This is a genomic window from uncultured Lactobacillus sp. (genome assembly GCF_947367125.1).
Classification (GTDB): Bacteria; Bacillota; Bacilli; order Lactobacillales; family Lactobacillaceae; genus Lactobacillus.
Genome location: NZ_CANBCQ010000004.1, coordinates 19830 through 40412 on the forward strand (window position 1 = coordinate 19830; position 20583 = coordinate 40412).

At 36.4% G+C, this 20583-nt stretch carries 22 protein-coding genes; 21 read left to right on the forward strand and 1 reads right to left on the reverse strand.

Features of this window, described 5'->3' with window-relative positions:
• Positions 1-27 precede the first annotated feature (27 nt).
• The 4 genes from Q0Y84_RS02025 to mreD all read left to right on the forward strand — a co-directional run bounded on the left by Q0Y84_RS02025 (position 28) and on the right by mreD (position 3186).
• The gene (locus Q0Y84_RS02025) at positions 28-660 is read left to right on the forward strand and encodes a RadC family protein (protein ID WP_297950404.1); all 633 of its coding nucleotides are present in this window, start codon (positions 28-30) and stop codon (positions 658-660) included.
• A gap of 85 nt (positions 661-745) precedes the next feature.
• Positions 746-1750, forward strand: a complete 1005-nt coding sequence (locus Q0Y84_RS02030) for a rod shape-determining protein (protein ID WP_188905500.1) — start codon at positions 746-748, stop codon at positions 1748-1750.
• Between the two features lie 45 nt (positions 1751-1795).
• Positions 1796-2647 (forward strand): rod shape-determining protein MreC, encoded by an 852-nt coding sequence (gene mreC / locus Q0Y84_RS02035; RefSeq protein WP_297950408.1) that lies wholly within the window; start codon positions 1796-1798, stop codon positions 2645-2647.
• Positions 2647-3186, forward strand: coding sequence for a rod shape-determining protein MreD (mreD, locus tag Q0Y84_RS02040; RefSeq protein ID WP_297950410.1), 540 nt, complete (start codon positions 2647-2649; stop codon positions 3184-3186). Before mreC ends, mreD begins: the two co-directional genes overlap by 1 nt.
• A 43-nt stretch (positions 3187-3229) precedes the next feature.
• Here the strand turns inward: mreD and Q0Y84_RS02045 are convergent, their stop codons facing one another.
• Positions 3230-3355: a DUF4044 domain-containing protein gene (locus Q0Y84_RS02045; RefSeq protein ID WP_297950412.1), complete on the reverse strand. Its 126-nt coding sequence runs from the start codon at positions 3353-3355 to the stop codon at positions 3230-3232.
• 93 nt (positions 3356-3448) lie between these two features.
• On the opposite strand from Q0Y84_RS02045, the gene Q0Y84_RS02050 reads away from it, so the two are divergent.
• From Q0Y84_RS02050 to Q0Y84_RS02130, 17 genes are all read left to right on the forward strand, one after another.
• Positions 3449-3778 carry a DUF3397 domain-containing protein gene (locus Q0Y84_RS02050; RefSeq protein WP_297950414.1) on the forward strand — a complete coding sequence of 110 codons (330 nt, stop codon included), beginning with the start codon at positions 3449-3451 and terminating at the stop codon, positions 3776-3778.
• A 171-nt stretch (positions 3779-3949) separates the two neighbouring features.
• Positions 3950-4381, forward strand: coding sequence for a division/cell wall cluster transcriptional repressor MraZ (gene mraZ / locus Q0Y84_RS02055; protein WP_297950417.1), 432 nt, complete (start codon positions 3950-3952; stop codon positions 4379-4381).
• Between the two features lie 6 nt (positions 4382-4387).
• A complete protein-coding gene (gene rsmH, locus Q0Y84_RS02060; RefSeq protein WP_297950419.1) occupies positions 4388-5335 on the forward strand; it encodes a 16S rRNA (cytosine(1402)-N(4))-methyltransferase RsmH in 948 nt (315 codons plus the stop codon).
• Between the two features lie 13 nt (positions 5336-5348).
• On the forward strand, positions 5349-5711 hold the full coding sequence (gene ftsL, locus Q0Y84_RS02065; RefSeq protein ID WP_297950421.1) for a cell division protein FtsL: 363 nt from the start codon (positions 5349-5351) through the stop codon (positions 5709-5711).
• A complete protein-coding gene (locus tag Q0Y84_RS02070; RefSeq protein ID WP_297950423.1) occupies positions 5711-7870 on the forward strand; it encodes a penicillin-binding protein in 2160 nt (719 codons plus the stop codon). Before ftsL ends, Q0Y84_RS02070 begins: the two co-directional genes overlap by 1 nt.
• A 6-nt stretch (positions 7871-7876) precedes the next feature.
• Positions 7877-8845: a phospho-N-acetylmuramoyl-pentapeptide-transferase gene (gene mraY, locus Q0Y84_RS02075; protein ID WP_297950425.1), complete on the forward strand. Its 969-nt coding sequence runs from the start codon at positions 7877-7879 to the stop codon at positions 8843-8845.
• 9 nt (positions 8846-8854) lie between these two features.
• Positions 8855-10234, forward strand: a complete 1380-nt coding sequence (gene murD, locus Q0Y84_RS02080; RefSeq protein ID WP_297950427.1) for a UDP-N-acetylmuramoyl-L-alanine--D-glutamate ligase — start codon at positions 8855-8857, stop codon at positions 10232-10234.
• A gap of 1 nt (position 10235) precedes the next feature.
• Positions 10236-11342, forward strand: a complete 1107-nt coding sequence (gene murG / locus Q0Y84_RS02085; RefSeq protein ID WP_297950429.1) for an undecaprenyldiphospho-muramoylpentapeptide beta-N-acetylglucosaminyltransferase — start codon at positions 10236-10238, stop codon at positions 11340-11342.
• Positions 11343-11360: 18 nt separating this feature from the next.
• Positions 11361-12218, forward strand: a complete 858-nt coding sequence (locus tag Q0Y84_RS02090; RefSeq protein WP_297950431.1) for an FtsQ-type POTRA domain-containing protein — start codon at positions 11361-11363, stop codon at positions 12216-12218.
• 62 nt (positions 12219-12280) lie between these two features.
• A complete protein-coding gene (ftsA, locus tag Q0Y84_RS02095) occupies positions 12281-13642 on the forward strand; it encodes a cell division protein FtsA (protein ID WP_297950433.1) in 1362 nt (453 codons plus the stop codon).
• A 14-nt stretch (positions 13643-13656) separates the two neighbouring features.
• Positions 13657-15003: a cell division protein FtsZ gene (ftsZ, locus tag Q0Y84_RS02100; protein ID WP_297950435.1), complete on the forward strand. Its 1347-nt coding sequence runs from the start codon at positions 13657-13659 to the stop codon at positions 15001-15003.
• A gap of 18 nt (positions 15004-15021) precedes the next feature.
• The gene (gene sepF, locus Q0Y84_RS02105; protein ID WP_297950437.1) at positions 15022-15459 is read left to right on the forward strand and encodes a cell division protein SepF; all 438 of its coding nucleotides are present in this window, start codon (positions 15022-15024) and stop codon (positions 15457-15459) included.
• Positions 15459-15761, forward strand: a complete 303-nt coding sequence (locus tag Q0Y84_RS02110; RefSeq protein WP_297950439.1) for a YggT family protein — start codon at positions 15459-15461, stop codon at positions 15759-15761. The genes sepF and Q0Y84_RS02110 overlap by 1 nt, the downstream gene beginning before the upstream one ends.
• The gene (locus Q0Y84_RS02115; protein WP_297950441.1) at positions 15761-16561 is read left to right on the forward strand and encodes a YlmH/Sll1252 family protein; all 801 of its coding nucleotides are present in this window, start codon (positions 15761-15763) and stop codon (positions 16559-16561) included. Before Q0Y84_RS02110 ends, Q0Y84_RS02115 begins: the two co-directional genes overlap by 1 nt.
• Complete coding sequence (locus tag Q0Y84_RS02120) at positions 16537-17367, forward strand: DivIVA domain-containing protein (RefSeq protein WP_297950443.1); 831 nt, start codon at positions 16537-16539, stop codon at positions 17365-17367. The genes Q0Y84_RS02115 and Q0Y84_RS02120 overlap by 25 nt, the downstream gene beginning before the upstream one ends.
• A gap of 226 nt (positions 17368-17593) precedes the next feature.
• A complete protein-coding gene (gene ileS / locus Q0Y84_RS02125) occupies positions 17594-20377 on the forward strand; it encodes an isoleucine--tRNA ligase (protein ID WP_297950445.1) in 2784 nt (927 codons plus the stop codon).
• Positions 20377-20580: a cold-shock protein gene (locus Q0Y84_RS02130; RefSeq protein ID WP_297950447.1), complete on the forward strand. Its 204-nt coding sequence runs from the start codon at positions 20377-20379 to the stop codon at positions 20578-20580. Before ileS ends, Q0Y84_RS02130 begins: the two co-directional genes overlap by 1 nt.
• Positions 20581-20583 lie beyond the last annotated feature (3 nt).

Below are 20583 nucleotides of genomic sequence, written 5' to 3' on the forward strand. Positions count from 1 at the left end.
GTAATAAGTAATGAGGGGGTAATTTTAATGTTTAAAAGAAAACCAAATCATTACTTTGTTAGGACGGATTTAGAGCTATTAGCGCAATTATTTGAACAATTAGAAAATAGGGAGATTCACACACTACGTGACTTAAGTTTTTTTCTTAAGAATAAAAAGCTAAATTCGTTTGATAATGTGGTGCAATTTATTACTAGTTCGGAGTGTCCTGCTGAAATTTCGGTTACAGCTGAAGCAGTACTAGACCGTTTACGTAGTGCCTCGCCAAAAAGAAAGCTGATTTTAACCTCTAGTATTGAAGTAGGTACGTATTTAGCTGATAAATTAATCGGCCATAAACAAGAAGAACTATGGGCCTTGTATATTGACAACAGTAATCACATTATTGCTGAGAAGAAGCTTTTTCAGGGGACTTTGAATAGATCAGTTGCACATCCACGAGAAATTTTTCGTTGGGCAGTAATTTATGGCTGTTCGGGTATTTTTATCGCTCATAATCATCCCAGTGGTAAATTGACACCATCGGCAAGCGATTTAGAATTAACGCAGAATTTATATCAAGCCGCAGAAATGATGAAAATCGATTTCTTGGATCATTTTATTGTCGGTCAAGGACAATATTTGAGTTTACGTGAGAAAAATTGTTTTAAAGTTCTTTAAAATTCGTGTGAAAAGCACCTTTAAAGCTAGAGTATGCTATAATGATTCAAGATTTAGAGACCGCAACAATTAAGGAGAGATTTTTGTGTTTGGATTAGGTACAAAGAATATTGGTATCGATTTAGGTACAGCCAATACACTTGTTTACATGGAAGGAAAAGGCATTGTCTTAAGAGAACCTTCTGTAGTAGCAAAGAATACACAAACAGGCGAAGTAATCGCTGTTGGTTCAGAAGCTAAAGAAATGATTGGTAGAACGCCAGGTAGTATCGTAGCTATCCGTCCAATGAAGGATGGTGTGATTGCTGATTATGATACTACAGCAGCAATGCTTAAGTACTTTATGGAAAAAACTGTTGGTAATTCTAAGCCATCAGTAATGGTATGTGTTCCTTCAGGTGTTACTGAAGTTGAAAAACGTGCTGTAATTGATGCAGCTAGAGTTGCAGGTGCGCGTGAAGCATTTGTAATTGAAGAACCGTTCGCAGCTGCAATTGGTGCTGGCTTGCCAGTTATGGATCCTACTGGTTCAATGGTAGTTGATATCGGTGGTGGTACTACCGATGTTGCAACTATTTCATTAGGTGGGATTGTTTCATCAACTTCAATTCGTCAAGCTGGTGATAAGTTTAATAATGCAATTGTTAACTACGTTCACTCCAACTTTAATTTATTAATTGGTGAAAGAACTGCTGAAGATATTAAGATTCAAGTTGGCTCAGCTTCAGTTGAAAAAGCTAAAGAAATTGAATCAATGAATATTCGTGGTCGTGATTTAGTAACCGGTTTGCCAAAATCTGTTGATATTGAAGCAGTTGATGTTGCTAAAGCTATTCAAGATGTAGTACAAGATATCATCGTCGCTATTAAAGAAACATTGGAACAAACTTCACCAGAAATTGCTGCCGATGTAATTGACCACGGTATTGTATTAACTGGTGGTGGCGCACTCTTGAAGAACTTGCCAGAAGTTATTTCTGAAGCAACCAAGGTTCCAGTATTTATTGCTCAAGATCCACTTGATTGTGTAGCAATTGGTACTGGCGAATCACTCAAGAATATTGAAGTAATGCGTAGAAGTCGTAAATAATAAAAAAGCCGGCTGTTGCCGGTTTTTCTATAGGATCAATTCTTAATGAAAAAATTTCTACAAAACAAAAAATTATTATCAGCATTTATCATAGTAGTTGTTGTTTTAGCCGTTTTAGGCGGTAGTGTCAGCTTGCGTAATAGGCGCAATACGCCTTTATTAATCCAGAGTTTGGGTAATGACATTGTAGCGTTAGGTACAAGAATTGTTGATGTGCCAGTTAGCCTTGTTTCAGGCGGCTTAAATAGTGCTCATGATATTTTAAATACTCAAGAAGAAAATAATCATTTAAAGCGTGAAATAACAGATTTAGGTCAAACTAAAGCACGAAATTCAGCTCTAGAAAAGGAAAATCGTCAATTAAAAGCAGCTTTAAAGTTAAAAGATACTTTAAGTGGCTATACGATGGTTAATGCTTCCGTAATCTCACGTTCACCTGATACTTGGTCAGATTTATTAATGATCAATAAGGGGAGCGCGGCTGGAATTAAGAAGAATATGGCTGTCATGTGTGATGGTGGTGTTATTGGTCGAATAGTTGAAGTGAGTGCTGCCTCTTCAAAAGTTGAATTACTTACTACCACTGATGAATCTGCTAACCGTTTTTCTGTTGAAGCAGATGCTGCTAATGGAAAGACAGTGCATGGGATTATTACAGTTACTTCAAATAATAATCTTGCCTTTACTCAGGTAGTTGATGGGCGAAAATTAAAAGCAGGTACAAGAGTTTATACTAGTGGTATGGGTGGTAATTCACCAAAAGGTCTTTTGATTGGTACTGTTACGGACACAACACGTGATTCATTTGGTTTATCTGATCAAATTCGAATCAAGCCTGCCGGTGATATCAGTGATCCATCTGTTGTAACTGTCATTGAAAGACAGGTGGCAAACTAATGACTACTCTTCGTAAATGGGCTTTAGCGATCGGACTATTTATTGCACTAGTGGTTGATGGTGTATGTGCGCTTTATTTACATCAATTTATGACTTATGGTAGTTTTGCTGCTTCAAGTGTCATTTTACCGATAAGCGTAATGTTAATCGGCCTTTTTGACGATACTAATGATAATGAAATTTGGTTAGCTTTAGGTACAGGAATTGTGGCCGATATTTATTTTTATGGTATTATCGGCGTTTATACAGTTTTCTTACCAGTAAGCTGTTGGGTATGTCAAAAGATAGCTCGCTTTTTACCCGAAGTTTTCTGTGCGCGGTTAATTATTATTTTACTTGGAACAGCAGTTTTCGTAGCTTATAGCTGGTTAATTTTCAATATGCTTGGAATTACTACCGCTTCAGTTCATGTATTATTAATGAGCATTTTGGTCAGCTTAGGCTGGTCGATTGTTTTCTTTATTCTTTTATACTGGATTTGGGGCAATTTGGCACAAGACTATCCATTTTTAGTTGATTTGAATGCTTATCGAGTTTAAAAAAGACGCGGAAGATTTTTTCTTCTGCGTCTTTTAAATTTGCTTAAAAACTTTGAAGCGAAACAGCAGCTTGAGCAATAACTGCTGCTAAAGTGATGATGGCCATGATCCAAGCCATTGCAATAGTTAACTTTTGAAAACCTGATTTCTTTTTCTTTTTTCGTGCCATAAAAAGCCCTCCTACTTGAACAATATTTTATGCTTATTAATAGTTTTTTTCAAATCAATTCTAGTTTACAATGAAAAGAATGGAGGAACATTTATGCTTTATATTTTTCTAATCCCAATTATCGGCTTAGTAGTTGCTTTTTTGGTCAACAAAATTTTCCCTAAGGCACAGTTTAGAGGGTATGATGTTATGCCATTTTTCTTTCTTTCGGCGTGTGGATTAATTACTTTACACATGAATAAACCCTCATTTTTACCTTATGGTTTCTTATGCTATTTTGTCTTAGTGATTGTTGTATCGCTAAATGATGCAATTAAGAATAAAAATATTTCTTTAGGAAAAACACTTCGTAAATTATGGGATTATTTAGCTGCCTGTACCTGTTTTTGGTATGTTGGACTTTTATTGATGCTTGTGTTATAAAATCTAAATTTGTTGTATATACCAAAGCCGCAAAATTTTAATATTTTGCGACTTTTTTTAATTTTAAGAATTTAGGATAAAAAAGAAATTTAAAAATCGGTATTTTTTTCAGATGGATGTGGTAGAGAGTGGTGAATTGTGGTAAATTATTTAGTGGAAGGGGGCTAGACCATGTTCATGGGTGAATATCACCATAATCTTGATAGCAAGGGTCGCCTGATTATACCAGCGAAACTTCGCGATCAGATTGGCGACAAGATGGTATTCACGCGAGGAATGGAAGGCTGCATTTTTGGCTATTCGATGGAAGAATGGTCAAAGATTGAAGCCAAATTAGCAAAACTTCCGTTGACTAAGAGGAATACACGTAAATTTATGCGTTTATTCTACTCTGGTGCGATGGAATGTGAGTTTGATAAGCAGGGGCGCGTTAATCTGACAACAACGCTTAAGGCTCATGCTGAACTCATTAAAGAATGTGTCATTATAGGTGTTTCTGATCGAATTGAAATTTGGTCTAAGGAACGTTGGACTAGCTTTGAAGAAGAAGCTAACGAAGACTATGATGATATTGCTGAAAATTTGGACGACATTGAACTATAAAAAACTATGAAATTCAAACACACCAGTGTACTCTTACACGAAACTATCGACAATTTGAAACCAAGAAACGGTGGTCTTTATGTAGATGCAACTTTTGGCGGTGGTGGACATGCTAAATATTTGCTTAGCAAAATTGACACCGGTACGCTTGTAGGTTTTGACCAAGATGAATATGCGATAAAATCGGCAGAGTTGAACTTTGCGAATTTACTGCAGCCAGGTAGTGAACCAAAGTTAGAATTAGTACATGACAACTTTAGTAATTTGGAAAAGGACCTAGTAAAGCTAGGCTACTCAGATGGAATAGATGGCATATACTATGACTTAGGTGTATCTTCTCCTCAGTTTGATCAAGCAGATCGTGGTTTTTCATATCGTTATGATGCTCGATTAGATATGAGAATGGATCAAAGTCAAGACTTAGACGCTTATCAGTTAGTTAATACTTTAAGTCAAAAAGAGCTGGCAGATATTTTGTATCAATATGGCGATGAAAAGTTTTCACGTCAAATTGCTCGCATGATCGTAGAAAGGCGTAGGGAAAAGCCAATTGCAACAACTTTTGAATTAGTTGATGTAATTAAGGATGCTATTCCTGCGTATGCACGAAGAACTGGAGGGCACCCGGCAAAGAAGAGTTTTCAAGCTTTGCGGGTGGCTGTTAACCACGAACTTGATGTTTTACAAGCTTCGCTAGAGGAAGCAATTAAGATATTGCGTCCTGGTGGTCGAATCAGTGTAATTACGTTCCAGTCTCATGAAGACAAGATCGTTAAGAAAATTTTTAAGAAGTATTCAGAGGTTGAGGTGCCAAGAGGGATGCCATTTATCCCAGACGATATGAAACCAACGCTGCGTTTGGTAAATCGCAAACCGATTGTAGCTTCTGCTTCTGAATTAGAAAACAACAACCGCTCACACAGTGCAAAACTACGGGTTGCAGAGAAGTTATAAAGAGGAAAAAGTTATGGCTGACAGCTCAGCAAGAAGAATAGAATATGAACCAAATAGTAGAGATGGTTCGCAGAAACATCAACGAATTATCCTTGATCCGCGTAAAGTTCCTTATAGCGGCATAGAAAAAATTTTAATAATTATTGGAAGCATTATTACGTTGGGCATGATGATCTTCCTAGTTTCTTCTAGTATTTCTGCAACTTCGGCTCAACATGAGTTGACTAAAACTCAGCAGACGGTCGCTAAGGAACAGAACAAGATTACCGATTTACGTCAAGAGATTGGAGAGTTAACTTCTACATCACGTTTAAATAAAATTGCACGTGAAAAGGGATTAACTCTAATTAACAAAAATATTAGGACAATTCGTTAATGAAAAAAAACAGTAATTTAAAATTACAAAAATCCAAAGCCCACGGCTACCGCTTTACGGTGGGGAGATTTCTCCAAATGGCCGTGGCTTTGGTTTTTCTTGTATTTACGGCTAGATTTTTATATATCGGAATATCTAAAACAGTTAATGGACAAAACTTGTCACAACGTATCAAACAGCTTTATAAACGGAATCAGGTAATTAAAGCTACGCGAGGGACTATCTATGATCGAAATGGACTGACAATTGCGGAAGATTCGCATTTGTATACGGTTTATGCAATTTTAGATAAGACTTCGATTAATTATAAAAATAAACCTGAGTATGTGGTGAATAAGACTGAAACGGCTGAAAAGTTGGCTCAGGTTTTGCCGTTATCTGCTGAGAAAATTTACCAATATTTAACACCACAGAAAAAAGTCTTCCAGGTACAATTTGGAACGGGTGGTAGTGGTCTAACTTTAAGGCAAAAGAAAAAGATTGAAGCAATGAAATTGCCGGGGATTAAATTCTTAGAAACACCATCAAGGTTATATCCAAATGGGATCTTCGCTTCACATGTTGTTGGTCTAGCTCAGCCAATTTGGAACAAGAAGACTAATGCACAAAATTTGGTCGGAACCATGGGGATTGAGGCTTATTTCAATAAGACTTTAACTGGAACAGATGGTTATCGAATTTCTTCGGTAGATGCATCTGAATATCAAATGCCTAATGGTAACCAAGTTTATAAGCCAGCTAAAAATGGCAATAACTTGTATTTAACATTGGATTCACAATTGCAAAGTTTACTTGAGACGCGGTTGAGCGAGGTTCAAAAAACGTATCAGCCAACATCAATTACCGCTGCAATTGAGGACATGAAAACAGGCAAGATTTTAGCAGCTTCACAACGTCCAACTTTCAATCCGCAAACTATGAAAGGCTTGACCAAGTCATATCGTAATATCTTAGTGCAAGATACTTATGAACCGGGTTCGGTTTTTAAGATTTTGTCATTTGCGGCAGTCGTTAATAGTGGCAATTATAATCCCAATGAGTATTACCGCTCTGGTTCTGTTAATATTGCTGGGTCAACTATCCATGACTGGCTAACTTCAGGCTGGGGAACAATTCCGTTTTCACAAGCTTTTGAACGTTCAAGTAACACTGGGTTTGTTAAGTTAGAACAAAAGATGGGTGCTAAAACTTGGCGCAAGTACCTAAAGAAATTCCGGATTGGAGAAAAAACGGGAGTTACTCTTCCTGGTGAGCAACCAGGGATGATTTCGTTTAAGACACCGGTTGATCAGGCAATTACTGCTTTTGGTCAAGGCGTGACTGTGAATGTAATGCAGATGATGCAAGCTTACAGTTCTTTAGCAAATAACGGCCAGATGGTTAAACCGCAATTGATTAACAAGATTACTAATGCTGATGGTGATACTGTTCAAGGCTATCAGATCAAAAAAGTTGGGACACCAGTATATGACGCCAAGACTAGAAAAGTAATTGTTGCTAATATGAGAAAGGTGCTTAATAAGCAATCAGGAACTGGTGCTGCCTACAAGATGGGCAATGCTGATATTGCTGTTAAAACTGGGACCGCTCAAATTGCTAATCCTAAGGGTGGAGGATACCTCAAGGGTAATAGTAATTATATTTTCTCTGTTGTTGGTATTTATCCTGCTAGCAAGCCCCGTTATTGCATTTATTTGACAATTAAGCAGCCACATTTAATTGGGGGCGGAGCTGAAAAGATTTTAGCTTCAATTTTTAAGCCAATGATGCGTCGGATCATTTCAATCTCTAAGAATGATGATTCAACAACGACGGTAAAGGTACCTAGTTTTAAAGATAAAACTGTTGGACAAGCTGAAAGTCAAGCTAAGCAATTAGGGCTTGATTTAGTCAAAGTTGGTAGTGGTGATCGAGTTACTAATCAAGGTATTAAAACGGGTGAAAGATTGGAATCCGGATCAAAAATATTTGTTAATACCTCAGGTAAAATTATTTGCCCAGATATGACTGGGTGGTCATATAGTGATTTGCACCAATTTGCTAACTTAACTGATATTAAATTAAGTATAAAGGGAACCGGAACTGTTTCTAGTCAAAGTGTGACTAAGGGTACAGAATTGAAAGCCGGAAGAAAAATAAACATTAGGTTAAAGGAGTAACTTAGTATGAATATAATGTTGGCAAGTTGTATTGCCTTAGTTAGTTCACTGGTTTTGACAGTGATCTTTATTCCGTTGTTAATTAAATTTATGCGGTCACATCACGAAGGACAAGAAATTCGTGATGAAGGTCCTAAGTGGCATCAGAAGAAATCTGGCACACCTACAATGGGTGGAACTGTTTTTGTAATTGCAGCAGTTATTTCCGTTATTTGGGTAGCTGCTATGCAACACAATTTGAATAAAGTTGTTTGGATTTTGATAATCAGTCTTTTAGGTTATGGCATTATCGGTTTCCTTGATGATGGAATTAAGTTGTACTTTAAGCGAAATCTTGGTTTGCGTGCTTGGCAAAAATTGGCTTTGCAAATAATTATTGCAATTGTAATTGTCATCATTGCTACAAGTGATCATTTCCAATTTGGCTTATATATTCCATTTGCAGGTGTAGTTCATAGTTTAGTTTTATTTGTAGCATTCATTATCTTTTGGCTGGTCGGCTTTTCTAATGCGGTTAACTTGTCTGATGGATTGGATGGCTTGGCAACTGGATTATCAGTTGTAGCTTACGGTACTTATGCTTATATTGCATTCAAACAAAAGAATTTTGCTGTTTTGGCCTTTTGTATGAGTGTGATTGGTGGTTTGCTTGCTTTCTTTATTTTTAACCATAAACCAGCTAAAATCTTCATGGGTGATGCTGGCTCACTGGCCTTAGGTGGTGGTTTGGCTACGATTAGTATTATGCTTAATCGTCCATGGTCACTTTTATTAATCGGAATTGTCTTTGTTTGTGAAACTGCAAGTGTAATTTTGCAAGTAATTTCTTTCCAGACTACAGGTAAACGTATTTTTAAGATGACGCCTATTCACCATCATTTTGAAATGTTGGGCTGGTCAGAATGGAAAGTTGACTTTGTGTTCTGGTTAGTTGGTTTAATTGGTAGTATTTTGTATTTGGTAATTTGGGGATAATAATAAAAAATGAAAGATATTAAAACTTATAATAATAAAAATATTTTAGTTTTAGGTTTAGGAAAAAGTGGTTTTGCAGTTAGTGAACTTCTTTTAAAATTGGGTGCCAAATTAACCTTGAATGACAAAGCTGATCTTGATCATAATGACAAGGCACAAGAATTAAAGAATCGCGGTGTTCGTGTAATTGGTGGACACCACCCAGTTGACTTACTTGAAAAAGAACATTTTGATTATTTAGTTAAGAATCCAGGCATTCCTTACGAAAACCCAATGGTACAAAAAGCTGAAGAATTAAATATTCCAATTATTACTGAACCAGAAGTTGCATTGAGCTGCAGTGATGCGCCCTATGTGTGTGTGACTGGTTCAAATGGTAAGACTACTACAGTCATGCTAACTCAAAGAATTTTGGATCATCATTTGCAAAAATCTGGTCATCATGCATATGCGGTTGGTAATATTGGTGTGCCAATTTCCGAAGTTGTGCCTAAAGCAACTAAAGATGATATTTTAGTAGTTGAAATTTCTAGTTTTCAACTTTTAGGTGTTACAGATATTAATCCTAAGGTTGCTGCTATTGTTGATATTTACAATAATGTGCACTTGGATTATCACAAGACTTTTGAAAATTATGTTAATGCCAAGCTAAATGTAACCAGAACGCAAAATAGTAGTGATTACTTTATTGCTAACTACGATCAAAAGGATATTTTAGCTAAAGAAAAAGAAGTTTCTCCAGCTAAGATGCAAACTTTCTCAGAAGTTGATCATAATGCCGATTACTTTATTGGTGACGAATATCTAGAAAGCCAAAACGAAAAAATTATGAAGATTGCAGACATTAAATTGCCTGGTATTCATAATTTGCAAAACAGTTTGGTAGCAATCGCTATCTCTAAGCTTATGGGTGCTGACAATGATGATATTGCTGCAGTATTAAGCACCTTTACGGGAGCAAAGCATCGTTTACAATATGTAACAACACTTGACGGCTGCAAGGTTTATAATGATTCTAAGTCGACTAATATTGAAGCTGCAACAGTAGCTATTCCATCATTTAAAGAACCAGAAGTATTAATTGCAGGTGGACTAGATCGTGGTTTTACTTTTGATGATTTAGTTCCATTATTTAAAGAACACGTTAAGGCGATTGTTCTTTATGGTGAAACTAGATATCTTTTAGCCGATGCAGCTAGAAAAGCGGGAATTAAGGACATTGTAATTGTTAATACGCTACAAGAAGCTGTTCCTCGTGCATGGGAATTAGTAGAAGCAGGAGATGTTCTTTTGTTCTCACCAGCTTGTGCTTCTTGGGATCAATTTAGAACTTTTGAAGAACGCGGCGATTACTTTGTTAGATTTGTGAAGGAATTAAAGACTAAATAAAATGAGAGTTATCTTTACAGGTGGCGGTACGGGTGGCCACATTTATCCAATTATGGCAATTATTGAGCGTTTGAAAGAACGCGGTATTAGCACAAACGATGAAATCTTGTTTGTTGGTACGCAAAAAGGGTTAGAGTCAAAAATTGTCCCAGCAGCAGGTGTTAACTTTAAAACTATTAAAATTCAGGGCTTTAACCGCAAACATCCATTGAAAAACTTTGAAACTATCAAATTATTTTGGCAAGCTACTAAAAGTGCCCGTCAAATTTTGCAAGACTTTAAGCCGGATGTTGTTTTGGGTACAGGTGGTTATGTTAGTGGGGCCATGGTCTATGAAGCAGCTAAAATGCATATTCCAACTATGATTCATGAATCTAATTCAGTAGTTGGCTTGGCTAATAAGTTTTTAGGCCATTATGTTGATAAGATTTGTTATACCTTTGATGATGCTGCTAAAGAATTTTCCGAAAAAAAGAAATTAGTTAAGACGGGTAATCCTCGTTCACAACAAGTTTTGAGTTTGCATGAAGAAAAGATTGATCTTAAAAAGACCTGGAATTTGAATCCACAAATGCCGACGGTTTTAGTGTTTGGTGGCTCACGTGGTGCACTTGCAATCAATAGAATTATGCTTAAGTCTTTAATGACATTGAAGCAAAAGCCATATCAAATTATTTGGGCAACAGGTACTTATTATTTTGATAAAGTGCAAGAAAAGCTTAAGGGCATTGATATAGGAACTAGTATTAAGATCTTGCCATATATTAAGAATATGCCAGGACTTTTACCAGAAATGACTTGTGTTGTTTCACGGTCTGGAGCAACAAGTATTGCTGAGTTTACAGCGTTAGGCGTACCAGTTATCTTGATTCCTAGTCCTAACGTAACTCATAATCACCAAATGAAAAATGCACTCGATCTTGAAAAAGCAGGTGCAGCCTTAGTTATTCCAGAAGATGACTTGAATCCAAATAATTTTGTTTCTTCAATTGATCATATTTTACTTGATGAAAAGTATGCTACAGAAATGAGTAAGGCTTCTAAAGCACTGGGTGTTCCTGATGCATCTGATCAAGTAATTAAAGTAATGGAAGAGATTTCACGCTAAGAAAAGTAGGTGAGGCAGATGGCAAAAAAGCCAGTAACTAAGATTGATCCAAGAAAAGAGTTGTCTCCATACTTAAATCATGAGTTCAATCAACAAAGAAATAGTCATAAATCGCAGGCTAAAATATCTGCCTCACTTTCTAATTTGCAGGCAGAAAGACGCCGATCGCTAAGGCGAAGACTTGGACTGATAATGACAGTTTCAATTTTGGCAATTGCTGGTTTAGGATATTATATTTCACCGTTAGCAAATATTAGTACTGTTAAAGTGATTGGGGTAACGGATTTACCGGTTAAGGAAATTATTAAAATATCCAAAATAAAAGCTAGTGATAAAGTTTTTGATTATTTATTTCAACAAAAAGATTTGAGTCAAAAATTATCTAAAAAATATCCAGAAATTCAAAGTGCACAAGTTCATTTGGGTCACGTTAATCAGCTTATTTTGCAAATTAATGAACGCAAAGCAGTCGGTTATTTAAAAGATGGTGATTCGTATCGCAAGATTTTGGATAATGGAAAAATAGGTACAAGAGCATTATCTTGGTCGAAAGTGAATCAAGATAAGCCGATCTTTGTTGGCTATAATAAATCAGATGATTTAAAAAATGATTTAAAGTTATTTAACAATTTACCTAATTCATTCAAAAATCAGGTAAAATTATTAAGTGGAAATACCAGACGAAATTCGCAGATTATTTTTGTGATGAAAGATGGCAATGTTGTAATTGGCAATACTACTACTTTGAAGAGTAAACTAAAATATTATGATGCGATTAGAGTTAAAGCTGGCAAAAATAGCCTAATTGATTTAGAGATAGGCGCATTTAGTAGACCATTAACTTCAAGTGAGAAGAAAGCTTACGGCATATCGTAGCTGTTTTGCAAGTTTATTTATGTTAGAATTTTTTCAAGGCAAATATTAATGGGGGCTTAATTTTGGAGAATTCAAATCTTTTAGTGGGTCTAGATATAGGAACCACAAGTGTAAAGGCCGTTGTTGCGGACTCTGGTAAAGTAATAGGTGCAGTGACTACGCCTAATTCAGGAATGCGACATGGGCAAATAGTAGATATTGATCAGACTGCTTCTGCAATTAATCGTGCACTCAAAGGTGTAGCTGAAAAAACTAATGCCAAAATTTATAGTGTAGTTGCAGGAATTCCAGTAGGGATGTTACAACTTGAGACTGCTACTGGCTTTGCCAATGTTGGTGAACAAGGTCGAGAAGTAAATAATGATGATGTAAAGCGGACAATCAAATCTGCCATTCATTCCGCAGCTAAGGATGAACGTGAAGCAATCACATTTTTACCAAGTCGGTTTTTGATTGACGGTAAAACAGAAGTAGATGATCCTAGAAAAATGATTGCCCGTTCTTTAGGGGTCAGTGGAATTTTACTAACAGCTCCGACAGGGCCATTACACAATATTAAAAAGGCGATTGAAAGAGCAGGCTATCATAATAATTTCTTTGTACCGACTCCTTTGGCAATTTCAAGTGTTGCGCTGAATGAAAGTGAAAAAACATTTGGTTCAGTAATTATTGATCTTGGTGGTGGCGTAAGTACGGCAACTGTCATTAAAGCAGGTCAGATTAAATACGCTAATATTGATTTAGAAGGTGGCAGTGATATTACTAATGATATTTCTGCTGTTTTAAGCATTTCTAAGAAAGATGCAGAGCAGATCAAATTAGATTATGGCTTTGCAGACCCACAATTTGCCTCAAAAAATGATAAATTTGCTATTAATAGTGTTGGTGCAAATAGCCAACAAATGGTTGATGAAGTTTATCTTAGTGAAATCATTAATGCTCGGCTAGAACAAATTTTAACTCGTTTAGGCAAAGGCTTGGCTAAACACAAAGCTTTAAAGCAGCCAGGTGGTATTGTGATTACCGGTGGTACGAGTCTTTTACAAGGAATTGATAGCTTAACAGCTAATGGATTAAACGTTAAGGCCCGTATTTATGAACCGGATCAAATTGGAATGCGCAATCCGATTTATACGGCTGCTTATGGTATTGTCCACTATTCATATAAGATGTCTGAAGTAGATTATCTTGTTAATAGCGTAATTTATGGGTTTGGTGAGCCTGCTGTAGAAGATACTGCTTCTCAATCAAAAAATACCAAGATTTCTAAAAGTACAACTTCTAGTAGTGAAAGTGAAGCCGAAGAAGCTTATAATAGAAGCAAAGTGTCTGCCAGAGTAGAATCTGAGTCAGATAAAGAAAATACTAAGCAAGAAAAAACTAATAATAGCTTGAAGAGTTTCTTTAAGAAATTCTTTGATTAAAGGTGGTTAATTTAATGGATTTTACATTCGATTCAGACGACAATAAGAATGCTGTCATCAAAGTAATTGGTGTTGGTGGAGCCGGCGGCAATGCTGTTAACCGAATGATTGACGATGGCGTACAAGGTGTTTCATTTATTGCAGCAAACACTGATGTGCAAGCTTTAAATAGTAATAAGGCTGAGAATAAGATTCAGTTGGGGCCAAAGCTAACCCGTGGGTTAGGTGCTGGTTCACATCCAGAAGTAGGTCAAAAGGCTGCAGAAGAAAGTGAACAAACAATTGAAGATGCACTTAAAGGTGCAGATATGATCTTTATCACTGCTGGTATGGGTGGTGGTACTGGTACTGGTGCTGCGCCTGTAGTGGCTAAAATTGCACGTGAGACTGGTGCCTTGACTGTTGGTGTGGTTACACGCCCATTTAGTTTTGAAGGCCCTAAGCGTTCTAAAAATGCGGCAGAAGGTATTACCCAACTAAAGCAATATGTTGATACTTTAGTTATTATTGCTAATAACCGTTTGCTTGAGATGGTTGATAAGAAGACTCCAATGATGGATGCCTTCAAGGAAGCTGATAACGTTTTGAAGCAGGGTGTTCAAGGTATTTCAGATTTGATCACTTCAACTGACTACGTTAACTTGGACTTTGCCGATGTTAAGACTGTAATGGAAAATCAAGGTGCAGCCTTGATGGGAATTGGTCGTGCTAGTGGTGAAAACAGAACGGTTGAAGCTACTAAATTGGCTATTTCTTCACCATTACTTGAAGTTTCAATTGATGGTGCTAAGCAAGTATTGCTTAACATTACTGGTGGACCTGATCTTACTCTATTCGAAGCCCAAGATGCTTCAGAAATTGTATCTAAGGCAGCTGGCGATGATGTAAATATTATCTTTGGTACCTCAATCAATCCTAACTTAGGTGACGAAGTAGTAGTGACTGTTATTGCAACAGGAATTGATTCTAAGGCCGAAGAAGCTGCTTCTAAGCAATTACCTGGTCGTAGCCATCAAATTAAGGCCCAGCCAGCTAAAGAAAAGAAAGAAGAAGCTCCTAAGGTTGCTCAACCTGAACAACCTGTTGATCGTCCACAAACAGTTCAACCTGCAGCAGAAAAGCAAGAACCTGAACAACCTAAACAAACGATGGTTGATCCAACCAGTGTTTGGGGATTAAATGACAATCAAGATAACCAAAGAAGAAATACTCAATCTGCTGAACCAAAGAAGGATCATGAGAGTTTTGATACTTTTAGTAATGAAGATCAAGATAGTATTTCTCAAATTGAAACTAGCGCTCAAGATGATGATGACGATAACAGTGATATCCCATTCTTCAAGCACCGTAGCGAAAACTAGTTTTGGAGGTAGAGATAAATGGCTTTTGATAAATTAGGAAGATTTTTTGGAATTTCTAATGATGATGAATTAGATAATGACGAAGAATATACTTCACAAACTAAAGATGAAAATGAAGACTTGCCTCTGAACTCTGTTAGTCGTGATAATGTAGTTTCAATCAAGTCAGGTTTGAATTCAGCTAAAAGCAAAATAGTATTGTATGAGCCACGGGTATATTCTGATGCTAAGGATGTTGCTCAGAACATATTAAATAATAAGGCAGTAGTAATTAACTTTAGCAGAATGGAAGATAGTTCTGCGCGTCGGATTGTTGATTTTATTACAGGCACAGTTTATGCTTTGAACGGTGAGATTCAACGTATTGGTGATAAAATCTTTTTAGCAACCCCACCTAAGTTTGTTACTGATGGTAAAATTAGTGATTTAGTGGATAAGAAAGATAATTTAAGTTAATGGTTAATGCACTACATTTAATTTATTTGGCACTGACATGGATTTTATGGCTCTATAGTTTATTGATTGTAATCGATGCGATTATGAGTTGGTTGCCAATGTTAAGTAATTCTGCAGTTGGACGTTTTTTAGATAAAATTGTAAATCCATATTTAAATTTGTTTCGTAGAGGTCCATTTGCTAAATTAGCTTACTCAACTGGAATCGATGTTTCACCAATTATTGCTTTATTTATTTTATATCTTGTTCAGAATTATGTTTTAATTTGGATATTTAATATTTTATTGAGGATAATGGGTTAATGGAACGTAGACAAGCAAGTAAGTTTTACCCATATTTTAATCAAGAGGAAAGACCAGTAATTGACTATTTTACTGGTCTTTTTAATCAGTTAGTTTTTAAGCATGAGCCGATTTTAACTGATTTTTTGGATCCGGGTAAACGAACAATTTTAAAAACTATTGTAGGTAATGATGCTTTTATTCAAGAATATGGTGGTTATCCTAATGCTGAGAAAAAGCGGGTTATTTTGAGTGAAGAGTGGCTTAATTTACAACCAAGTGATTACCAAATCCAGCCGTATGAAATAATCTATCCGCAAAAATTTGCTAAGATTAATCATAGTGCAGTTTTAGGAACATTAGCCAATTCAGGCATTGATACAAATATTTTTGGTGACATTATTACCGATGATCAAGGAAAATGGCAGTTTTTTGCTAAAAAAGAAATGGCCGATTTTTTTGAAGAACAAATCGATCGTGTAGGCAGAACAAAAGTAAAATTGCAGGCAATCAGCTTCAAAGAAATATTAACTCCTGAAGATGATTCAATTGAAAAGACAGAGATAGTTGCTTCAATGCGAATTGATGCTGTGTTATCAGGAATCAGTAAACAAAGCCGTGGTCAAATCCAAAAAATGATTAGTAGTCAACTAGTCAAATTAAATTGGCATGAAATAGCAGATTCTAATATAATGGTTAAAGAAAACGATGTCTTAAGTTTAAGACATTTTGGTCGAGTTTTGATTGAAGATATTTCGACTACAAGAAAAGGTAAGTATAAGGTGGTGCTCAGACTTTGGCAGACAAAGAAACGCAATTAACCCCGATGGATATTCATAATAAAGAATTTAAACATCGTGGTCGCAATGGATATGATCGTCTTGAGGTAGATAGTTTTTTGGATAAGATTGTCGATGATTATGGCGATACACTTGATCAACTGGTTGATTTAAAGAATGAAAATGTTTCTTTAAATCAAAAGATATCTGACTTGCAAGAACAAGTTGGCAAGTATCAAGAGCAGGTTAATGAATATAACGAAAAGAAAAGTTCTTTAAATAAGTCACTTATTTCTGCTCAACAAGCTGCAGATGAATTAAAAGAAAGCACAGAAAAAGAAGCTAAAAAAATCATCGCTGATGCAAAGGCAGAAGCAGAGGCGATCGTTAAAAGGCAAAAACAACAGCAGGATACTATTTCAAAAGATTATATGCGTGTTAAAGAGCAAGTTAGTGAATTTCGGAGTAACATCCAAGACATGTTGCAAACTGAAATTGATAATTTGACCGATGAAAAATGGCAACACGCTTTGGATGATTATTTCAATTTGGAACGCTATTATCCTGATGATGACTCAGAACCAATTGATGCTGACGACGATGACATTGAAGATATCGAAGATGATGATGAAGATGTTGACAACGATGATGAAAATGACGTAAACTCTTCTCAAGGCCCTGATGATTTGGAATTGGATACACCAGCTGATCCTGACGAGAAAACTGATTCTGCACCCAAGCCAATGACAGGAGATAGTCAGAGTCACGAAACAATTAATATTAAACCTGAAATGAAATCTAATTCTTCAGGTCCAACAATTGTTTTTCCTGATGACTATAAGAGTTAATATATTAGATTGACAGTAAAACTTGATGGCAATTCAGCGAGCTAGTGATGGTGGAAGACTAGCATAAGAGCTTGATGGTTGATCAGCTGCCAAATTGATCTAAACGTTTTTTTGCACGTTACGCAAAATTAAGTGGAGTTCGCAAGAGCTCAATTTAGGTGGTACCACGGTTAACCTCGTCCTAATTTTAGGATGAGGTTTTCTTTTTTAGAAAGGAATTTTGTTAATGAGAATCAAAGATACCCTTAATTTAGGTAAAACTAAATTTAAGATGCGCGGTAACTTGCCAGTTCGTGAAGCTGAATGGCAAAAACAATGGCGTGAAAATAAGTTATATGAACAAAGATTAAAGTTAAACGAAGGTAAACCTCGCTTTGACTTGCATGATGGTCCTCCATTTGCCAATGGTAACATTCATATGGGACACGCATTGAACAAGATTTCAAAAGACATTATTGTTCGTTACAAGAATATGAATGGCTACTATGCACCTTATGTACCAGGTTGGGATACTCACGGTCTTCCAGTTGAACAACAACTTGCTAAGCAAGGTGTGGACCGTAAGACAATGGATCGTGCCAAGTATCGCGAACTTTGTCGTCAATATGCTGAAGAGCAAGTTCAAAAGCAAATGACCGACTTTAAACGTCTAGGTGTTATGGCAGATTGGGATAATCCATACATTACCTTACAGCATGACTTTGAAGCACAAGAAATTCGTGTCTTTGGAGAAATGTACAAGAAAGGCTATATCTATAAGGGCAAGAAGCCAGTTTACTGGTCATGGTCAAGTGAATCGACTTTAGCTGAAGCCGAAGTTGAATATAAGGACGTTGAAGCTAATTCTATTTTCGTAGCATTTCCAGTTACTGATGGTAAAGGAATTATTGATCCTAAGGATACGTACTTTGTAATTTGGACTACTACTCCTTGGACTATTCCAGCTAATGAAGCTATCTGTGTTAACCCAAAGTTTGATTACTCAGTTGTTCAAGTTGGGGATAAGAGATATGTTGTTGCCAGTGGCTTACTTGATAAGGTAGCTGAAGAAATTGGTTGGGACGATTATAAAGTTGTTCAAACTCTCAAAGGCAAGGACATGGAATACATGAAGGCTAAGCATCCAATTTATGATAAAGATAGCTTAGTAATTGAAGGATTCCACGTAACTTTAGATGATGGTACTGGTTTAGTTCATACTGCACCTGGCTTTGGTGAAGACGACTTTAATGTTGGTCAAAAGTATCATTTACCAATCTTTAGTCCTGTTGATGCTCATGGTTGTTATACTGATGAAGTGCCAGAACTTAAGGGAATGTTCTACCAAGATGTAGATAAGTTAATGATCCAAAAGTTAAGAGATGCAGGTGCATTGCTTAAGCTTAAGGTCTTTACTCACTCATACCCACATGACTGGCGGACTAAGAAGCCGGTAATCTTCAGAGCAACTACTCAATGGTTTGCTTCAATTGATAAGTTTAGAGATCAAATCCTTGATCAAATTGAACAAGCCAACTTCATCCCTTCATGGGGTAAGACTCGTCTTTACAACATGATTAAAGATCGTGGCGATTGGGTAATTTCTCGTCAACGTGCTTGGGGTGTACCACTACCAATTTTTTACGCTGAAGATGGCACACCAATTGTTACTTCAGAAACAATTGAACATGTAGCAGGGATTTTTGCTAAAGAAGGTTCAAATGCTTGGTACACTCATCCTGCTAAGGAATTGTTGCCAGAAGACTTTACTTCAGAACATTCACCAAACGGCGAATTTACTAAAGAAAAAGATATTCTTGATGTTTGGTTTGACTCTGGGTCATCCTGGTCAGGCGTAATGGAAAAACGTGATGGTTTACATTATCCTGCTGATCTTTACCTTGAAGGTAGTGACCAATATCGTGGTTGGTTCAATTCAAGTTTGATTACCTCTGTTGCAGTGACTGGCAAGGCACCTTATAAAGAAGTATTATCACAAGGCTTTGTACTTGATGATAAGGGTCACAAGATGTCTAAGTCACTTGGCAACGTAATTTCACCAAACGATGTAATCAAGAAGATGGGTGCTGAAATTATTCGTCTTTGGGTAGCTCAAGCTGATACTACTTCTGATGTTGCAGTTTCAATGGGAATTTTGCAACAATCTGCAGAAAGTTACCGCAAGATCAGAAATACTTTCCGTTACATGTTGGCCAACACTAGTGATTTTGATCCAAAAGAAAATCGCGTTGCTTATGCTGATCTTCGTTCAGTTGATCAATACATAGAAGTTAAATTGGATGACTTAGTTAAGGACTGTCTTGCTGCTTATGACAAGTTTGACTTTACTACCGTCTTTAAGAAAGTCTTCAACTTTATTTCTAATGATCTTTCAGCATTTTATCTTGATTTTGCTAAGGATGTACTCTACATTGATGGTGAAGACAGCCATTCACGTCGTTCAATGCAAACTGTGATTTATGATGCTGCTGTTAAATTGGCTAAGATTTTAACACCAATTTTGCCACACACTATGGAAGAAATCTGGGGCTTCTTGAAGGAACCTGAAGATTACATTCAACTTGCTAATATGCCAGAAGTTGAAGACTATGCTAACCATGATGATTTGCTTGAAAATTGGGGCAAATTCATGAAGTTGCGTGATGATGTCTTGAAGGCTCTTGAAGATGCAAGAAACAAGAAATTAATTGGTAAATCATTTGAAGCGGCAGTAACTATTTATCCAGACAAGGAAACTAAGACAATGCTTCAAGATTTAGATGCTGATTTTAGACAAATCTTGATTGTATCCAAGTTAACTATTGCTGATGGTGAAGCACCTACTAATGCAGAAAAATTGAATAATGCCAGTGTAGTAGTTGAACATGTTGAAGGCGAAGTTTGCCCTCGCTGTCGAATGATCAGAACTGATATCGGTGTAGATTCAAAATTGCCAATGCTTTGTGGTCGTTGTGCTAAAATTGTTGAAGCAGATTACCCAGAAGCTGCTGAAGAAGGATTGGAAAACTAATGCGTTTAGGTACTGTTAAGCAGTTTGATGAAGGCAGTAGCTATGGCTTTATTGAAGATGATAAAAATCATAAGTCATACTTTGTTTTCTATAAAGCAATTAAAGAAGAAGGCTATAAGACTTTGCAAGTAGGCCAAAGAGTGCAATATCAATTGGCTCAAGGAAAAAATGGTCTTCAATGTGTAAATGTATATTTAGCCTAAAAG